The 16,249-nt window shown below is 66.4% G+C and carries 15 protein-coding genes; 8 read left to right on the top strand and 7 right to left on the bottom strand.

Annotation, left to right across the window (positions count from 1 at the left end; translation table 11 throughout):
* Window positions 1-103: 103 nt before the first annotated feature.
* The 3 genes from xdhA to xdhC are packed head-to-tail and all read left to right on the top strand — an operon-like array spanning window position 104 to window position 4,587.
* The gene (gene xdhA, locus ACREXZ_RS15555; protein ID WP_431764989.1) at window positions 104-1,615 is read left to right on the top strand and encodes a xanthine dehydrogenase small subunit; all 1,512 of its coding nucleotides are present in this window, start codon (window positions 104-106) and stop codon (window positions 1,613-1,615) included.
* 30 nt (window positions 1,616-1,645) lie between these two features.
* The gene (gene xdhB / locus ACREXZ_RS15550) at window positions 1,646-4,021 is read left to right on the top strand and encodes a xanthine dehydrogenase molybdopterin binding subunit (RefSeq protein ID WP_431764988.1); all 2,376 of its coding nucleotides are present in this window, start codon (window positions 1,646-1,648) and stop codon (window positions 4,019-4,021) included.
* Between the two features lie 26 nt (window positions 4,022-4,047).
* Window positions 4,048-4,587, top strand: coding sequence for a xanthine dehydrogenase accessory protein XdhC (gene xdhC / locus ACREXZ_RS15545; RefSeq protein ID WP_431765195.1), 540 nt, complete (start codon window positions 4,048-4,050; stop codon window positions 4,585-4,587).
* A gap of 18 nt (window positions 4,588-4,605) precedes the next feature.
* On the opposite strand, the gene ACREXZ_RS15540 is transcribed toward xdhC, so the two are convergent.
* The 3 genes from ACREXZ_RS15540 to ACREXZ_RS15530 all read right to left on the bottom strand — a co-directional run bounded on the left by ACREXZ_RS15540 (window position 4,606) and on the right by ACREXZ_RS15530 (window position 7,937).
* Complete coding sequence (locus tag ACREXZ_RS15540; protein ID WP_431764987.1) at window positions 4,606-5,568, bottom strand: LysR substrate-binding domain-containing protein; 963 nt, start codon at window positions 5,566-5,568, stop codon at window positions 4,606-4,608.
* Between the two features lie 160 nt (window positions 5,569-5,728).
* The gene (locus ACREXZ_RS15535; protein WP_431764986.1) at window positions 5,729-6,373 is read right to left on the bottom strand and encodes a 2-hydroxychromene-2-carboxylate isomerase; all 645 of its coding nucleotides are present in this window, start codon (window positions 6,371-6,373) and stop codon (window positions 5,729-5,731) included.
* Window positions 6,374-6,482: 109 nt separating this feature from the next.
* Window positions 6,483-7,937 (bottom strand): TAXI family TRAP transporter solute-binding subunit, encoded by a 1,455-nt coding sequence (locus tag ACREXZ_RS15530; RefSeq protein WP_431764985.1) that lies wholly within the window; start codon window positions 7,935-7,937, stop codon window positions 6,483-6,485.
* Between the two features lie 622 nt (window positions 7,938-8,559).
* Here ACREXZ_RS15530 and ACREXZ_RS15525 point away from each other — a divergent pair.
* A complete protein-coding gene (locus ACREXZ_RS15525) occupies window positions 8,560-8,910 on the top strand; it encodes a BON domain-containing protein (RefSeq protein WP_431764984.1) in 351 nt (116 codons plus the stop codon).
* Window positions 8,911-9,186: 276 nt separating this feature from the next.
* The gene (locus ACREXZ_RS15520; RefSeq protein WP_431764983.1) at window positions 9,187-9,438 is read left to right on the top strand and encodes a hypothetical protein; all 252 of its coding nucleotides are present in this window, start codon (window positions 9,187-9,189) and stop codon (window positions 9,436-9,438) included.
* A gap of 49 nt (window positions 9,439-9,487) precedes the next feature.
* Here ACREXZ_RS15520 and ACREXZ_RS15515 read toward each other — a convergent pair whose 3' ends face one another.
* Window positions 9,488-10,276 (bottom strand): sulfite exporter TauE/SafE family protein, encoded by a 789-nt coding sequence (locus ACREXZ_RS15515; protein ID WP_431764982.1) that lies wholly within the window; start codon window positions 10,274-10,276, stop codon window positions 9,488-9,490.
* Window positions 10,277-10,507: 231 nt separating this feature from the next.
* Between ACREXZ_RS15515 and rarD the strand changes: the two genes are divergently transcribed.
* Entirely contained in the window at window positions 10,508-11,386 is an 879-nt protein-coding gene (gene rarD, locus ACREXZ_RS15510) for an EamA family transporter RarD (RefSeq protein ID WP_431764981.1), read from the top strand.
* 14 nt (window positions 11,387-11,400) lie between these two features.
* Here rarD and ACREXZ_RS15505 read toward each other — a convergent pair whose 3' ends face one another.
* Complete coding sequence (locus ACREXZ_RS15505; RefSeq protein WP_431764980.1) at window positions 11,401-12,039, bottom strand: LysE family translocator; 639 nt, start codon at window positions 12,037-12,039, stop codon at window positions 11,401-11,403.
* Between the two features lie 789 nt (window positions 12,040-12,828).
* Here ACREXZ_RS15505 and ACREXZ_RS15500 point away from each other — a divergent pair.
* The gene (locus ACREXZ_RS15500; RefSeq protein ID WP_431764979.1) at window positions 12,829-13,335 is read left to right on the top strand and encodes a DUF2844 domain-containing protein; all 507 of its coding nucleotides are present in this window, start codon (window positions 12,829-12,831) and stop codon (window positions 13,333-13,335) included.
* A gap of 11 nt (window positions 13,336-13,346) precedes the next feature.
* On the top strand, window positions 13,347-14,684 hold the full coding sequence (locus ACREXZ_RS15495) for a DUF3443 domain-containing protein (protein WP_431764978.1): 1,338 nt from the start codon (window positions 13,347-13,349) through the stop codon (window positions 14,682-14,684).
* Window positions 14,685-14,805: 121 nt separating this feature from the next.
* Here the strand turns inward: ACREXZ_RS15495 and ACREXZ_RS15490 are convergent, their stop codons facing one another.
* Both ACREXZ_RS15490 and ACREXZ_RS15485 read right to left on the bottom strand, forming a co-directional pair.
* The gene (locus ACREXZ_RS15490) at window positions 14,806-15,375 is read right to left on the bottom strand and encodes a YbhB/YbcL family Raf kinase inhibitor-like protein (protein WP_431764977.1); all 570 of its coding nucleotides are present in this window, start codon (window positions 15,373-15,375) and stop codon (window positions 14,806-14,808) included.
* Window positions 15,376-15,484: 109 nt separating this feature from the next.
* Window positions 15,485-15,826 carry a VOC family protein gene (locus ACREXZ_RS15485; RefSeq protein WP_431764976.1) on the bottom strand — a complete coding sequence of 114 codons (342 nt, stop codon included), beginning with the start codon at window positions 15,824-15,826 and terminating at the stop codon, window positions 15,485-15,487.
* Window positions 15,827-16,249 lie beyond the last annotated feature (423 nt).

Genomic DNA, 16,249 nt, shown 5'->3' with positions numbered 1-16,249 from the left:
CCGCATGCGGATGCGCCTATGGGTTGCCATTATTGAAGGTGATAGTTTTCAAATGTCCCCGCAGCACGGCCGCACAGGCCTGAACATCGAGATCGATCCACCCATGAGCCAGCCGATTCGCTTCTACCACCGCAACGCGATCCGCGAGATCAGCGACGCGCCCGTCACCCGCACCGTGCTTCAGTACCTGCGCGAGGATGCGCATTGCACGGGCACGAAGGAAGGCTGCGCCGAAGGCGACTGCGGCGCGTGCACGGTGGTGCTCGGCGAACGCGACGCGGCCGGCGGCGTGAACTTCAAGACGGTCAACGCGTGCATCCAGTTTCTGCCGACGCTCGACGGCAAGGCGCTCTTCATCGTCGAGGACCTGCGCCAGCCCGACGGCTCGCTGCATCCGGTACAGGAAGCGATGGTCGAGTGTCACGGCTCGCAATGCGGCTTCTGCACGCCGGGCTTCGTGATGTCGATGTGGTCGCTATACGGCAAGCACGGCCACGAGCAGTCGTGCGCGGATCGCACGGTGCCGTCGCGCGACGAGATCGCCAATGCGCTGACCGGCAATCTGTGCCGCTGCACGGGCTACCGTCCGATCGTCGACGCCGCGGTGCGGATGTTCGACGCGCCGCCGCCAAAGGCGCCGGTCGACGTCGACGCGCTGTCGCGCACACTCGCGACGCTCGAACGCGACGACACGTTCCACTACATGCACGCGGGGCGCAATTTCGACGCGCCGCGCACGATCGATGCGCTTGCGCAGATCAAGGCCGCGCAGCCGGCTACGCGGATTCTCGCGGGCAGTACCGACATCGGCCTGTGGGTCACGAAACAGATGCGCGATCTCGGCGACATCGTCTACGTCGGGCAGATCGCTGGCCTGCGCCAGATCGCGGTGACCGACGACTGGATCGAGATCGGTGCGGGCGTCACCGTCGAGAACGCGTATGCGCAGCTCGCTGTGCACTACCCTGAATTGACCGAGATGTGGCTGCGCTTTGCGTCGCTGCCGATCCGCAACGCGGGCACGATCGGCGGCAACGTCGCGAACGGCTCGCCGATCGGCGATTCGATGCCGGGCCTGATCGCGCTGGGCGCGCATGTCGTCGTGCGCGGCAATGACGTCGAGCGCGAGATGCCGCTCGAAGACCTGTACCTCGCGTACCAGAAGAAGGACATGGCGGAGCACGAATTTGTCGTCGCGCTGAAGGTGCCGACCCGCACCGGCCGTCGCGCGAACCTGCAATTCCGCACGTACAAGCTGTCGAAGCGTTTCGATTCGGACATCTCGGCGGTCTGCGCCGCGTTCTCGTTCATCGCGGACGGCGACACGGTGCGCGAACCGCGCATCGCGTTCGGCGGCATGGCCGCGACGCCGAAGCGCGCCGCGCACGTCGAAGCGGTGCTCGCCGACGCGGAGTGGCACGAAGCCACGGCGCAGGCCGCGATGCTCGCGCTCGCGAAAGACTACGCGCCGCTGTCCGACATGCGCGCGACGAGCGACTACCGCCTCGAGTCCGCGAAGAACACGCTGTACCGCTTCTGGCTCGAAACGCGCCCGCACGATCCGCTGCCGAAGAGTGCGCTCGACGTGCGCGCGGTCGAAGCCACGAGCGCGTGATACGGCACAGGGATACGGAGAACCACTCGAATGAACCAGCAAGCTGAACCGTTTCTGAAGGACGCGCTGAGCCTCGACGGCTTCGCGCAGGTCCACGTGTCGCGTCCGCACGAATCCGCGCATCTGCACGTGAGCGGACGTGCCACCTATACCGACGACATCCCGGTCCTCGCGGGCACGTTGCACGCCGCGCTCGGGCTGTCGGCGAAGGCGCACGCGCGGATCGTATCGATCTCGCTCGACGCCGTGCGCGCGACACCCGGTGTGATCGCCGTGCTGACCGCCGGGGACATCCCCGGCGCGAACGATGTCGGGCCGATCATCCACGGCGACGATCCGATTCTCGCCGACGGCGAAGTGCAGTACGTCGGCCAGCCGGTCTTTATCGTCGTCGCGACGTCGCACGATACCGCGCGGCTCGCCGCGCGTCGCGCCGAGATCGTCTACGAGGAACTGCCCGCGATCCTCACCGCGCAGCAGGCGCGCGCGGCGGACTCGCGCGTGCTGCCGCCGATGAAGCTCGCACGCGGCGACGCCGGCGCGAAGATCGCGCGCGCCGCGCATCGCGAGGCGGGCGAGATGCTGCTCGGCGGCCAGGAGCAGTTCTATCTGGAAGGACAGATTTCGTACGCCGTGCCGAAGGACGACGACGGCATGCACATCTGGTGCTCGACGCAGCACCCGACCGAAATGCAACACCTCGTCGCGCACACGCTCGGCATCGCGTCGCACAACGTGCTGGTCGAATGCCGGCGGATGGGCGGCGGTTTCGGCGGCAAGGAATCGCAGTCGGCGCTGTTCGCGTGCTGCGCGGCGCTCGCTGCGTGGAAGCTGCTGTGCCCGGTGAAGCTGCGGCCGGACCGCGACGACGACATGATGGTCACCGGCAAGCGCCACGATTTTCACTACACGTACGAAGTGGGCTACGACGACGCTGGCACGATCGAAGGCGTGTCGGTCGACATGACGTCGCGCTGCGGTTTCTCCGCCGATCTGTCCGGCCCGGTGATGACGCGCGCCGTCTGCCATTTCGACAACGCGTACTGGCTGTCGGACGTATCGATCGCGGGCTTTTGCGGCAAGACGAACACGCAGTCGAACACTGCGTTTCGCGGCTTCGGCGGTCCGCAAGGGGCGTTCGCGATCGAGTACATCTTCGACGACGTCGCGCGCACGCTCGGCCTCGATCCGCTCGACGCACGCCGTCGCAACCTGTACGGCAAGACCGAACGCAACCGGACGCCGTACGGTCAGGAGATCGAAGACAACGTGATCCACGAGCTGCTCGACGAACTCGAATCGACCAGCGACTATCGCGCGCGCCGTGCGGGCATCCGTGAATTCAATGCGCAGAACGCGGTGCTGAAGAAGGGCATCGCGGTCACGCCGGTCAAGTTCGGCATCGCGTTCAACGTGACGCACTTCAACCAGGCGGGCGCGCTCGTCCATATCTACACCGACGGCTCGGTGCTCGTGAATCACGGCGGCACGGAGATGGGCCAGGGGTTGAACACGAAGGTCGCGCAGGTCGTCGCGCACGAACTCGGTATTCCGTTCGCGCGCGTGCGCGTCACCGCGACCGATACGAGCAAGGTCGCGAATACGTCGGCGACCGCGGCATCGACGGGCTCGGACCTGAACGGCAAGGCCGCGCAGGACGCGGCGCGGCAACTGCGCGAGCGGCTCGCGGCATTCGCGGCCGAGCGCTACGGCGCGGGTCAGGTAGCCGCCGCCGACGTGCGTTTCGCGAACGGCGCGGTCGGCGTCGGCGGCGCGATCATGCCGTTCGACGAGATCGTCGCGAAGGCGTATCTCGCACGCGTGCAGCTGTGGTCCGACGGCTTCTACGCGACGCCGAAACTGTACTGGGATCAGGCGACGCTGCAGGGCCGGCCGTTCTCCTACTACTCGTACGGCGCGGCCGTGTCGGAGGTCGTGATCGACACGCTGACCGGCGAAATGCGGGTGCTGCGCGTCGATGCGCTCCACGATGTCGGCGCGTCGCTGAACCCGGCGCTCGACCTCGGTCAGGTCGAAGGCGGCTTCATTCAGGGGATGGGCTGGCTCACCACCGAAGAACTGTGGTGGAACGCGGGCGGCAAGCTGATGACGCACGCGCCGTCGACTTACAAGATTCCGACCGTCAACGACACGCCGCCGGATTTCCGCGTGCGCCTCTTCAAAAACCGCAATGCGGAGGACAGCATTCATCGGTCGAAAGCAGTCGGCGAGCCGCCGCTTCTGCTGCCGTTCTCGGTGTTCTTTGCGATCCGCGACGCGGTCGCGAGCGTCGGCGACTATGCAGTCAATCCGCCGATGAACGCGCCCGCGACGGCCGAGGAAATTCTCAAGGCGGTTGGCGCAGTGCGCCGTGCCGCCGCAACTGCTGCTGCGAGCGCATCGTGATCGCCGGTCTCGACACAACGCGCTCGATCGGCCGCCGCCACGACGTGCCCGTACGCCCTCACGCGCCGATGCATATCGTGCTGTTCGGCGCCGGGCACGTGGGCCACGCGCTCGTGACGCTGCTTGGCACGCTGCCGTGCGTGGTCCAGTGGGTCGACGAGCGCGACGAGCTGTTTCCTGACGAGGTGCCGGCCAACGTGCAGGTCGAGGCAACCGACACGCCCGATGCGATCGTCGACAGCGTGCCGGCCGGCGCGTACTTCCTCGTGATGACGCACAACCACGCGCTCGATCTCGCGCTCGCCTCGAGGATCATGCGGCGGCGCGACTTCACGTACTTCGGGATGATCGGTTCGAAGACGAAGCGTGTGAAATTCGAACGCCGGCTGATCGATCGCGGCGTCGAACCCGAGCGGCTCGCGCAGATGATCTGTCCGATCGGCGTGGCGGGCATCGTCGACAAGGCGCCGCCTTCGATCGCACTCGCCGTATGCGCCGAACTGCTGCAGGTGCGGTCGCAGCAGACTGTGAACGCTACGTTGGGCGCTATTGCAGCGAACGTCTGAAGCGCGTTTAACACGGGTTCAATCGCCCGACCCACGGCGCGTGCGCCGCATCCCCTTCGCGACGAGCCGCGCCGACACCTGCGCCATCAATCCGCGCAACCAGCCGATATCGCTCGGCCGGTCCGGCTGCGGATGCCACAGCTGATAGCACTTGATCCGCGGAAACGGAATCGGCGCCTCGACGACCGCGAGCGGCAGCAGGTTCGCGTAGTGCATCGCGAAGCGTCGCGTGGTCGTGAAGATCAGATCCGATTGCAGCAGCACCTGCGGCACGAGCCCGAAGTACGGCAGCGTCGTCACGATGTGGCGTTCGGCGCGCGCCTTCGCGAGGCCGCTGTCGATTGCGCCGCCGCGTCCGCCGCTGTACGGCGTCGGTGCGAGGTGCGGTGCCGCGAGATACGCTTCGCGCGTGAGCGGCGTCTGCGCAAGCGGATGATCGGCGCGCATCATGCACACCACCGTATCGGAGAACAGGTCGCTGCGCGCGAAGCGCACGTCGGGCTTCGGCCAGTTGCCGATCACGAGATCGAGTTCGCCGGCATCGAGTGCGGCCGCGTGATCGAGCGTCGGGTTCAGCGAATCGATTTCCAGATGCGCGTGCGGCGCGGCCTCGCGAAACTGCGCGATTACCGTCGGCATGAAGAAGTCGTTCAGATAGTCGGGCGCGGCGACACGAAACGTGCGCCGCGAACGCAGCGGATCGAAATCGCCGTGCGGCGTCGCGACGAAATCCACTTCGCGCAGCACGCGCTGCGCGGACGGCAGCAACGACGTGCCGTACTCGGTCGGCACCATGCCCGACTTGCCGCGCACGAGGATCGGATCGTTCAGCGTTTCGCGCAGCTTGCGCAGCGCGGTGCTGATCGCAGGCTGCGTCTGGTTCAGCCGCAGCGCCGTCTGCGTGACGCTGCGCTCGACGAGCAGCGTGCGCAGCACGCGCACGAGCCAGATGTCGAGAGAGGCGGCGGTGTCGTCGTCCATGATCGGGCGGGGTCAGGCGGGCTTATCGAAAGCGCTGCGTGGAACCGCCTGCCGGACGGCGCACACGCGGGGGCGCGAAGTCCATAACCTTAGGCCCTTTGACGCATGCCGGCATAGCGCGCGCGGTATGGCCGGCATCACAGGCCGGGCGTCCGTGCGCTCAGGTTTTCGCGAGCCCGGACGGCAGCGAGCTGATCCGCTTCACTTCCTTCGATTCGAGCCAGTTCGGCGTGCGCGCGCAGTACAGCACCATCGGCAGCGCGTCCTCGCCCCAGAACAACTGGTCGTTGAGACGGAACGTCGGCACGCCATACACGCCGAGCGAGATTGCGCTGGCGGTATTGTGCTGCAACTGCGCTTTCGTTTCGTCGCGTTCGATCAGCGCCTGACCGTCGGACACGCCGATGCGCTCGCAGAGCAGTGCGAAGCCTTCGTCGGTGGACGGATCGCGGCCCTCGCGCCAGATGAAGCGGAAGATCTCGCGCACGCACGCGAGATCGGCTTTCGCGGCGACGGCGAGCAGCAGCGGCTTCAGCGGATTGAACGGATGCGCGGGCGGCATCCGGAACGGGATGCCCAGTTGTTCCGCGCGAAACAGCGCGTGGCGGTACGTGAACACGCGCTTCGCCGGGATTTCGTACCCGACGCGCTGCCCCCAGTGCCCGTACAACTCGAACAGCGAGACGGGCACCGGCAGGAACGGCAGGTTCGGCCACTTGTCCTGCTGTTCGAGCAGGAGGTACGAGAACGGTGAGACAAAGTCGAAAAGCCACAGCGGCTGTCTGGCGTCGATGCCATCGGTCATGGATGTCTCCCGGATTTCGGCGGCCGGCGGTCCGAGGGGCCGCCGACGCTGTTTCGATCTTACGCGGTGCGGCCCGTCCGCGCAGCGGTTTCGGCTCGCGTGGCCGGGTTCAGGCCGATTGCGGCGGCACGGTGCGAGGGTTGCCTTGTGCGGCGGATTCACCGTCGCCTTCGTCAGAGTCCGTCGGCCCGTGCGGGCTTTCCGCGTCGCGCGGCGCACGGGACAGCCGTTCGCGCACGAAGCCAATATGCTCGCGTAGCACGTAGAACTGGTCGGCGTACGCGAGCGGCATCTTCAGACCGTTCACCGATTCCTCGATCGCGTCGAGCCGGTCGAGCAGCGTCTCGCGCTCGGCCGGCGACGTGTCGCTGAGCGCGCCGCGCTCGATCGCGATCAGCGCGCCGTACCAGCGATAGATGCGCGACTTCACCCGCCACGCGTACAGCGCCGGCACGAGCCGCAGCCCTGGAATCAGCACGACGATAAGCGGCACCAGCACGACGAGCAATCGATCCGCGAGACTCGCGAGCCAGAACGGCAGGATCCGGTAGAGGAAGCTCTTGCCTGACTTGTAGTAGCGCGCGGCGTCGTCGCTGATCGGGAAGTCGTGCGCGAGCGGCGAGGGGAATTCGCCCGCGCGCTGCAGCACGCTCGCCTTGCCGTGCACTTCGCGCGCGGCTTCGATCAGCAGGTCGGAGAGCGCGGGGTGCAGCGAATCGCGCGCGACGAGTTCGGCGGTCGGCACGACCATGTGGATCGTCGCCGACGGCAGGTTCTTGCCGAGATCGAACGAGCCCGGCGGCAGATCGACCTGCGTCAGATAGGGAAAGCGTCGCGTGTACGCATCGGCCTGCGTGAAGTTGTAGAACTGGATGCCCGGTGTGTTGTAGAGCTTGTACATCACGGGTGGCTGCGCCGAGTCGCCGCTCAGAAGCGCGGCGTCGATCTTGCCGGTGACGAGTGCCTGCGCGGCGGCGTCGCCGGAGAGCGGCAGCAGCTTCGTCGGACCGTCGCCGGGCGCGATGCCGTTTGCCTTCAGCAGCGCGAGCGCGAGGTCGCGTGTGCCGCTGCCCTCGGCACCGACCGCGAGGCGCTCGCCCTTGAACTCGGAGAGCCGTGCGATCGTCGGTCCGCGATAGAAGATCGCGAGCGGTACGTATGACACGCTGCCGAGCGAGACGAGGCCGTCGCGCGACACGGATGGCGCGATGCCGTCCTGCACCAGGCCGACGTCGACATGCGCGGTCGGGTCCTTGAGGCGCTTCAGGTTGTCGAGCGAACCTTCCGACGTCAGCACGACGAGCGTCACGCGATTGCGCGCGAGGATCTCCTTGTACTTCTGCGCGGCGGTCCAGAACGTGCTGTCCTTAGGACCCGCGCTGATCGTCAGGGTGTCGGGCGGCGCCGGCTGGATCAGCCGCACGGCAAACCAGACCGCCGTGGCGCAGATGAGCACGATCGGCCCGAACGACACGGCGAGATCGCGCCACGAGATCGCGACGAAGCGGGCGACGAGGCGCGGCTTTTTACGGGGAGAGGAGGCGGAACCCTTCGAAGGTCTCATCTGGTCGAGTGGCGAAACGTGCGCCGCCATACAGCAGCGGACGCTTAAAAAAGCGCGCGGCGCGGACCAGCCGCCCGATGCTTGCCTTGCTCAGTTTCCTTGCTTAGGCATGCCGCGCATATTCGCGCCGATGGTACATGAGATGCTGGGGCCGCGGCACGGGCCCAATACCCGTCGGACGGACAAACCCGTAACAAATAGTGAACACGCCCGTGACCGCGCGCCGTGTCATCAGGCCGTACCGGTGCGCGCCCGGTCCGCAGGATCCTGCGAAGCCGCACCGGCCGTTGCTCGCCGCTGGGCGTCCGCCCCGCTGCTAAACCCTTTGCGCTTCTCGCGCGGCTAGATTAAATTGTGCATCGCTGCCGCTTTGAACGTTTGCGCGGCGCGGCGCGGCAAGGAGGGAGTAGAACCGGGCGCGTCGCGAAGCGATGCGGCATGCCGGCCGGCGCATCGTCACGAGGAGGTGGTGCGGCGGCCGCGTCATCATGCCACTCGCACCGTGTCGCAGACCAGGTCGGCTCGCCGCCGCGCCCACGAGGCGCCGCGCGAACCCGCCGCCGGTAGTCGTAACGAAGCCGCCTGTAGATGCGGTCCAAACCGAAGTACAAAAGGAGAAGTCATGAAAACGGTCAATTTTCTGAAAGCGTTGGGTGGTGTGGTTGCGGTGGTCGTCGCGTGCAACACGTACGCGCAGTCGAGCGATGCAGGCACCACGATGGCGCCCGCTGCAACGACGAACACGAAGGCGGTCAAGAAGGCGAATCGTCAGCTAGGCCACAAGGTGCGTGCCGCGATCGGCAAGGTGCAAGGTGTCGACGTGTCGAACATCGCCGTGCGCGCCCGCGGCGGCGACGTGACGCTGACCGGCTCGGTGCCCACTCAGGACCAGATCGACAAGGCCGGCGACGCAGCGAAGGGAGTCGCGGGCGTGACGTCCGTGACGAACAAGCTGTCAGTGGTGCAGCAATAAGCCACGCGTCGTAGCGGCTGCGTCGGCCGGTTTCGTACCGGCGACGCGGCGCGCATACGAATCGCTATCGAACGGGCCCCGGCACATTGCCGGGGCCCGTTCTGTTTTTTGGGATTGATTCCGGGCTGCGTTGCGAGGACTGCGGTCCGAACAGGGCATGCCGGCCGCATGAACGTGCCGCACATTTGTGCGAATGCATCATGCACGTGTCCGATGACACACAATTTTCCTGGCTTCAGGCGTACTGTGTGTGAACGTGCAACGGGAGCAGACGCCATGGAAAGGACGCTGGAGCGCTATACCGACCTGCCGATCGGCTCGCGGGCCGCCTTCGAACTGGTATGTGCGCGGCACGGATTCGCGCCCGCGCATTTCGACGTGACCGCAGGCGCCGATCCGGACGACGCCGCGCATCGTCCGCTCGTGACGATCCGGCGGGGCCGCTGGGCGCAGTCGTACATCGCCGACGACGCCGGTCAGTGGGTGCGGCAGTTCGAGACCGATCTGAACTGCCGGTTCTTCAAGTAGGCGTTTCCGTCGCGCCCGTGTTGGTTCACACCGGCGCCTGGGTCACGACTCACGCCAGCACGAGCCGCACGCCTACCAGCGTCAGCGTCGCGGCGAGGATATTGCGCAACAGCGCATCCGGCGCACGCGACGACAGCAGGCTGCCCACCGCGATACCCGGCAGCGAGCCGGTCAGCAGCGACAGCAGCATCGACCAGTCGACCGAACCCAGCAGCCAGTGCCCCGCGCCCGCGAGCAGCGTGAGCGGCACCGCGTGCGCGATGTCGGAGCCGACGATGCGGGTCGTGCGCAGCGCCGGGTACAACAGCAACAGCACCGTCACGCCGATCGCACCGGCACCCACCGAAGTGAGCGACACCAGCACGCCGAGCACCGCGCCGGTGAGCACCGTCAACGCGAGCGTGCGTCCCTGGCGCGGCGCGCGATCGCGTCGCGCGGCCAGCGCCGCGAGCTGCGGCCGGAACACCAGCGCGATCGCGGTGACGAGCAGCGCCGCGCCGAGCACGATCTGGATCAGGCGGCTCGCGCCGGGCGTGTCCATCCCGTAGCGATGCAGCATCAGCAGTGTGAGCGTCGCGGCGGGCACGCTGCCGGCCGCGAGGCGCGCTGTTACCTGCCAGTCGACCGAGCCCTTCAGTCCATGCACGAGTGTGCCGGTCGCCTTCGTTGCGGCCGCGTACAGCAGGTCCGTGCCGACCGCGGTGGCCGGATGCACGTGGAACAGCAGCACGAGGATCGGCGTCATCAGCGAGCCGCCGCCGACTCCCGTCAGTCCGACCAGGAAGCCGACCGCGAGGCCGGAGACGGAGTACAGCGGATCGATGTGGGGAAGAACCATTGGGCAGACCGGGGGCGGTCGTAGGGATACGGGTTGTGAAGCGCGTCGGCCGGATGGATCGTTCGTTCGGGGGAACGGAGCCGATGGGTCCTGCCTGGCGGCGAAAGTCCGCTATTGTCGCAAAACCGGCGCGACCGTGTATGTCGGTGCGTCGCTCGCGAAGCGTGCCGGCTTACAATCGTGTTTCGCCTGTCCGTTCGAAGCCAGCCTCTCCGCCCAATCGATAAAACAATGAATCCCGGCGTCGTCTACGCGTTTCTCGCTTTTACCCTGTGGGGTCTCTTTCCGGTCTACTTCAAGGCGCTGCACCAGATCTCTCCGCTGGAGATGCTGTCGCACCGGATGATCTGGTCGATGCTGTTCCTGTTCGTCGTGCTTACCGTACGGTTGCAGTGGCGCTGGCTCGGGCCCGTGCTGCGCGACCGGCGGCTGCTCGCACGTTTTGCCGCGAGCGCCGTGCTGCTGTCGACCAACTGGGGCATCTACATCTGGGCGGTGAACGCGGACCATATCGTCGAGGCGAGTCTCGGCTACTTCATCAATCCGCTGATCAACGTGCTGTTTGGGCTCGCGTTTCTCGGCGAGCGGCTGCGTCGCCTGCAATGGCTCTCGGTGGCGATCGCGGCCAGCGGCGTCGTGTGGCTCACGTGGCAGAGCGGCCATCTACCGTGGATCAGTCTCGTGCTCGCGCTGTCGTTCGGCGGCTATGGGCTGCTGCGCAAGACTGCGCAGCTCGGCGCGCTCGAAGGGCTCACGCTCGAAACGGTGCTCCTGTTTCCGCTGGCGCTGCTCTATCTCGGATGGCTGGCTGCGCACGGCGACAGCGGCTTCGTCTCGGCATCGTCGGGCGTGCAGTTTCTGCTCGCGCTGGCCGGGCCGATCACCGCGGTGCCGCTGCTGCTGTTCGCGGCGGGCGCGCGCCGCATTCCGCTGTCGATGCTCGGTGTGATCCAGTACGTGACGCCGACGCTGCAACTGCTGATCGGCGTGCTGATCTACTCGGAGCCGTTTGGTCCGGTGCGGATGATCGGCTACGGGGCGATCTGGATCGCACTCGCGGTGTATTCGCTCGAAGGAGTGTGGCGGGCGAAGACGGCGCGCGCGCTTTGAACCTTCCCTGAACCTCAGATCGCGCGGCGAATCTCGACGACACCGAATGCCGCGAGGGCCACGCCGGCCGCCCGGTCGATCAGCGTGCGCACGCGGCTACCGACCGCATGCCGCGCGAGCGAGACCACTGTCACGAGAAAGCACCACCACGCGATCGATCCGCAGAACACGCCAGCCACCGTCGTCAGTGCGACGCTCGATGAAAACGGTCCGCGCGGCGCCAGCGTCGCGAACAGCGCGGCGAACATGATGACGGTCTGTGGATTGGTGAGCGTCAGCAGGAACGCGCCGCCATAGGCGCGCAGTGCCCCGGCACGGCCGATCCGTGCAAGCGCCGGGCCTTCGGCCTGAGCGTCGGAGGAGGGCGTCTTCTGCAGTACCGCGCGCAGGCCGAGGTACAGCAGGAACAAGCCGGCGGCGAGATGCAGCGGCCGGTCGAAGGCCAGCATGAAGTGCGAGACGCCCACGAGCCCGAGCGCCGCAATGAGCCCATAGAACGCGTCGCCGCTCGCGATCCCGAAGCCGATCGCAAGACCCGCGCGCGGCCCGGCCGTCAACGTGCGGCGGATGCACAGCATCCCCATCGCACCGATCGGTGCGGCCACCGCGAGACCCACGCCCGCCGCCGTGAAAAAGAGACCTGTGCTGAACATCGGTTCGCGCTCCCCGTTAGATCTTTTGAGTGACTGGATCGAGGCGGACAAACGCCAGGCGCCGCGCGATGTGCGTGCCTTGCGTTTGTCCGCGACGCATCAGGATAGCGGCGCCATTAGTCGACAGCAATGCACGCAGCCGATCCACTCATCGACCGTGCTTCCTGCCCGCGCAGGGATCGCGGCATCGCGTGGCTCACGCGCTGCGCCCGCACCCGTCGAGCCGGTAGGGCGTTGATTGGTCAACGGGTTTCGACCCATTGCGCATCGATGCGCATGACGTAATAACTTCGTAATAAAAAATATTGGGATGGGAGCCTAAAGTCGCGGGCGGGCGCGTCGATAATTCTCCGTAAGAAATGTCCGTAACATTCAGACGATCGGGATGGCACGGACGCAGCGCGAAACCGGGTAGCACACGGCAGTACATGGCAGCAGACGTTGAGCGACGCGCCGGCACGAGACCGCGCGCGGAACAACGAACAACAACACCGAAACGGACGGACGTCGCGTAGCCAGGCGACGCAACAGCGGATGTCGAAATCGAGGAAGGCGCGATGGTCCAGCCCGCGCTTTGTTTTCCATGTGAGCGACGACGATCGTGCGGCGGCATGCTGCGCGGTTGCGCGCGCGTCGCGCTGCGGCGCCTTCTGTCGACCTTTCTCTCCTGTCTCGACTTCTCCCTTCGGCGCGAGCCGCAGCTCATCTCATCGCCATACCCGCTTCGTCGCCAGTTCATCGGCGAAGCGCGGCATTCGACATTCCAATAGCACCTTCTTTGGGGACTTCATGAAGCTTCGCATCCTTCGCAACGCGGCGGCGCTGACGGCAGCGGTCGCCGCCATCACGGCGACGCCCGCGCATGCCGCGCTCGGCGGCGCGCCCACTTGGCCGGCCGGCAACGTATCGTCCAGCGCATCGGGTAGCACGGGCAGCGCGGGCACGATCGCCGTGCGGCGCATGAGCGCGATTGCCGTCGCGTACACCGTCAACTCGACGACGCTCGCGACCGGTACCGTTGTGCGCGAGTACGTCGGCCAGAACGGCAGCGTGTTCGCGATCGCGTGGCAAGGGCCGCGGATGCCGCAACTCGGTACGCTGCTCGGCACTTACTTCCCCAGCTACGTGCAATCGCTCGACGAAACGCGTGCCGCGCAGGGCGGCGGCATCGGTTCGGCGGTCGTGCAGCGTAGCGATCTCGTCGTGCAGAGCGGCGGCCACATGGGCAACTTCTCCGGCCGCGCATGGCTGCCGGCCGCGTTGCCGAGCGGCGTGACGACAGACGATATCCAATGATCGGGGGAAATATGAAACGCAAGTTTGTCTGGATGGCCGCGGTAGCGGGGGTGTGTGCGGTGCTCGTCGCGTGCGGCGGCGGAGGCGGCAGCTCGTCGACGAGCAGCACGAACAACGGCAGCACGCAGACCGGTGGCACGACTGCGGGTACGAACACGCCGACGACGACCACTACCACGACGGCGAGCACGTTCGCGGACGCGAGCGCGGTGCCGGTGTCGAGCAACGCGACGAACGCGATGCCGATCCTGGTGTCGGCGCCGTTCGGCAGCAGTAGCAGCATCCGCAACTTCCCGATGGTGAGCGTGGTGATCTGCACGGCAAATACGAATGCGGCGGGGAACTGCGTGACGATTCCGAATGTGCTGGTCGATACCGGCTCGTATGGTTTGCGTGTGTTCGCGTCGACGCTTACCGCCACGCAGTTGAGCGCCTTCACGAACGTCGGCGTCGGCGGCGGGACGACCGCCGAGTGCGCAGGCTTCGGTTCCGGCGATACATGGGGCACCGTGCGTGCCGCCGACGTGAAGCTGTCGGGCGAGATCGCGACCAACGTGTCGATCCAGGTGATCGGCGACAGCGCGAATCTAAGCGCGACCATGCCGACGACCGACTGCACGACCGGCAAGAGCATCACGACGGTATCGCAGCTCGGCGCGAATGGCATTCTCGGCATCGGTTCCGCGGTGAACGACTGCGGCGCGAATTGCGCGAGTCAGGCTGTACCGGGTACGTACTATTCATGCACTGGCACGACTTGCACGGCGATAGCAGTGCCGGTTGTGCAGCAGGTCTCGAATCCGGTCGCATCGTTCCCGACTGATAACAACGGCGTGATCGTCGAGATGGCACAGGTGGCGGACACCGGTGCATCGACCGGTACCGGCACGCTCGTGTTCGGCATCGACACGCAGTCGAACAACGCGCTTGCCGGCACGTCCGCGACAATCCTGCCGACCGATGACGTTGGCAACCTGACTGCCGTATTCAACGGCCGCACGTACACGAACGGCGCGTTCATGGACTCGGGATCGAACGGCCTGTTCTTCGGTGACGCGTCGCTACCGACCAACTCGAGCGGCTTCTTCATTCCGGCGAGCGCGACCGGCCTGACCGCGACGCTGACCGCGGCCGATTCTACGACAGCGACCGTGCAGTTCAACGTCGGGAACGCGACCACGCTGTTCAACTCGGGCAACTTCGCGTTCAACAACCTCGCGGCGTCGATCCCCGGCAACTTCGATCTTGGCATTCCGTTCTACTACGGGCGGCACGTGTATCACGGGATTGTCGGCAGACCGGCCGCGGGCAGTGTCACCGGCCCGTACGTCGCTTATACGTCGAGCTGACGCTTGCAGTGCCTGCCGCTGCGTTCATCTGCGACGCGGCGGCGGCATTTCCACGCAGGCCCTTATCGTTGGGTCGTCGAGCACCGCAGGATCTTCCGCGTAGATCAAAACAACCGCCGCGCTACCGCGCATAGCGCAGCACGATGCTCGTCGCCGCCAGTACGTGATCCTTCAACGCGACGAGCAGCGCGTCGCGCGTGAGCCCGGCCGGCAGCGCATCGGGCGCGAGATCGAGCGCGTAGGCCTGCACGACGTAGTGATGCGCGATGTCGCCGACCGGCGGGCACGGGCCGAAATAGCCGGTGTGCCCGGTGCGGTTCACGCCGCCGACGCTGCCCGCCGGCATCGCGCCGCCTTCCGCGAGCGAATCGACCGAAGCCGGGATGCCGTACTGCATCCAGTGGACGACGCCGAGTCCTTTCGCACCGTCGGGATCGAAGATCGTAACCGCGAAGCTGCGTGTTCCGGCAGGCGCATGCCGCCATTGCAGCGCCGGCGACACGTTGCCGCCGCCGCAATCGCGCGCGCTCGCGGCGTGACGCGCATTGAGCGTCGCGCCGTCGGTGAGGCCGGGTGAAGCCAGCACGAATGCATCGGCGGCGCGTGCGGTCGGCAGATACAGCATGCAGATCGCGACGAGGCCCGCGAGTGCGGCACGGCCGCCGAAGCGGAACGGAGTGGGGCGGGTCATGATGGAGTCTCCGGCGGTCGTTTGAGGTAAAGGTGAAGAAGCAAGGCAGATGCAAGGAAGACGCACGGAAGAACGAAGCGGCGCGCCGGATTATTCCTGCGGCGCCTGTTCAGTCCTGTTGCGCGAGCTGGAACGCATTGCCTTCGGGATCCTCGCCATCGCACATCAACTGCGCAAAGCCATCGTAGCGTTTCAGCCCGCGCATTGGCACCCCTGCGGCGACGAGCCGGTCGTGCAGCGCCTCGAGCCCGGACGGCACAGCGAACACCAGCTTCGCATTCGAGCTGCCGGTAGCCGCTGCATCGCGCCACCCGGCGCCGACGCGATGCAGCGCGAGTTCCATCGCGCCCGCCGTCAGGACCGCCCACTCGTTCTCGATCTCCTCGACGACTTCGAGCCCGAAGTGCTGCTGGTAAAACGCCTCCAGCCTCGCGACCGGTTCGATCGACAAGCTGTCATGTTCGTGTGATGAGATGCGTCTGTCCGGAGAATATTTCTGATCCAGTTCATTGCTCGCACCGAAACCGGTAGCATACGCAATGAGCCGTGCAGTGGCGCAAGCGAACGGTCATCGGAAATACCAATGTGAAAGGCGCCCGCCAGTCAAACGTAAACGCGCACCCGCCGGGCAGATCGCGACAATATCGACTTAAGGTTTCCTTCAGCTTCTCCCCCTACCATTCGCGCCATTCGCAGCGCCGCGCTGCCCGCCCTCCTGGCACGGCAAGAAACGCGCCTGCGCTGGTATGCAGGAGCATTCATGAAAACGCTGTTTTTGCAGGCCCCGTCGTACGACGGATTCGATGGCGGCGCGGGTTCGCGCTATCAGGCCAAACGCGAGGTCCGCTCGTTCTGGTATCCGACGTGGCTCGCA

This window comes from Paraburkholderia sp., from assembly GCF_050742655.1.
GTDB lineage: Bacteria > Pseudomonadota > Gammaproteobacteria > Burkholderiales > Burkholderiaceae > Paraburkholderia.
This window is presented reverse-complemented; position numbering and strand designations above follow the sequence as displayed.

Bases quoted from the DNA above. Each gene is read 5' to 3' on its own strand.
- ACREXZ_RS15520 (WP_431764983.1), top strand. From the start codon at position 9,187: ATGGAAAGGACGCTGGAGCGCTATACCGACCTGCCGATCGGCTCGCGG.
- ACREXZ_RS15495 (WP_431764978.1), top strand. From the start codon at position 13,347: ATGAAACGCAAGTTTGTCTGGATGGCCGCGGTAGCGGGGGTGTGTGCG.
- rarD (WP_431764981.1), top strand. From the start codon at position 10,508: ATGAATCCCGGCGTCGTCTACGCGTTTCTCGCTTTTACCCTGTGGGGT.
- xdhB (WP_431764988.1), top strand. From the start codon at position 1,646: ATGAACCAGCAAGCTGAACCGTTTCTGAAGGACGCGCTGAGCCTCGAC.
- ACREXZ_RS15490 (WP_431764977.1), bottom strand. From the start codon at position 15,375: ATGACCCGCCCCACTCCGTTCCGCTTCGGCGGCCGTGCCGCACTCGCG.
- ACREXZ_RS15505 (WP_431764980.1), bottom strand. From the start codon at position 12,039: ATGTTCAGCACAGGTCTCTTTTTCACGGCGGCGGGCGTGGGTCTCGCG.
- ACREXZ_RS15535 (WP_431764986.1), bottom strand. From the start codon at position 6,373: ATGACCGATGGCATCGACGCCAGACAGCCGCTGTGGCTTTTCGACTTT.
- ACREXZ_RS15540 (WP_431764987.1), bottom strand. From the start codon at position 5,568: ATGGACGACGACACCGCCGCCTCTCTCGACATCTGGCTCGTGCGCGTG.
- ACREXZ_RS15525 (WP_431764984.1), top strand. From the start codon at position 8,560: ATGAAAACGGTCAATTTTCTGAAAGCGTTGGGTGGTGTGGTTGCGGTG.
- xdhA (WP_431764989.1), top strand. From the start codon at position 104: ATGAGCCAGCCGATTCGCTTCTACCACCGCAACGCGATCCGCGAGATC.
- ACREXZ_RS15500 (WP_431764979.1), top strand. From the start codon at position 12,829: ATGAAGCTTCGCATCCTTCGCAACGCGGCGGCGCTGACGGCAGCGGTC.
- ACREXZ_RS15530 (WP_431764985.1), bottom strand. From the start codon at position 7,937: ATGAGACCTTCGAAGGGTTCCGCCTCCTCTCCCCGTAAAAAGCCGCGC.
- ACREXZ_RS15515 (WP_431764982.1), bottom strand. From the start codon at position 10,276: ATGGTTCTTCCCCACATCGATCCGCTGTACTCCGTCTCCGGCCTCGCG.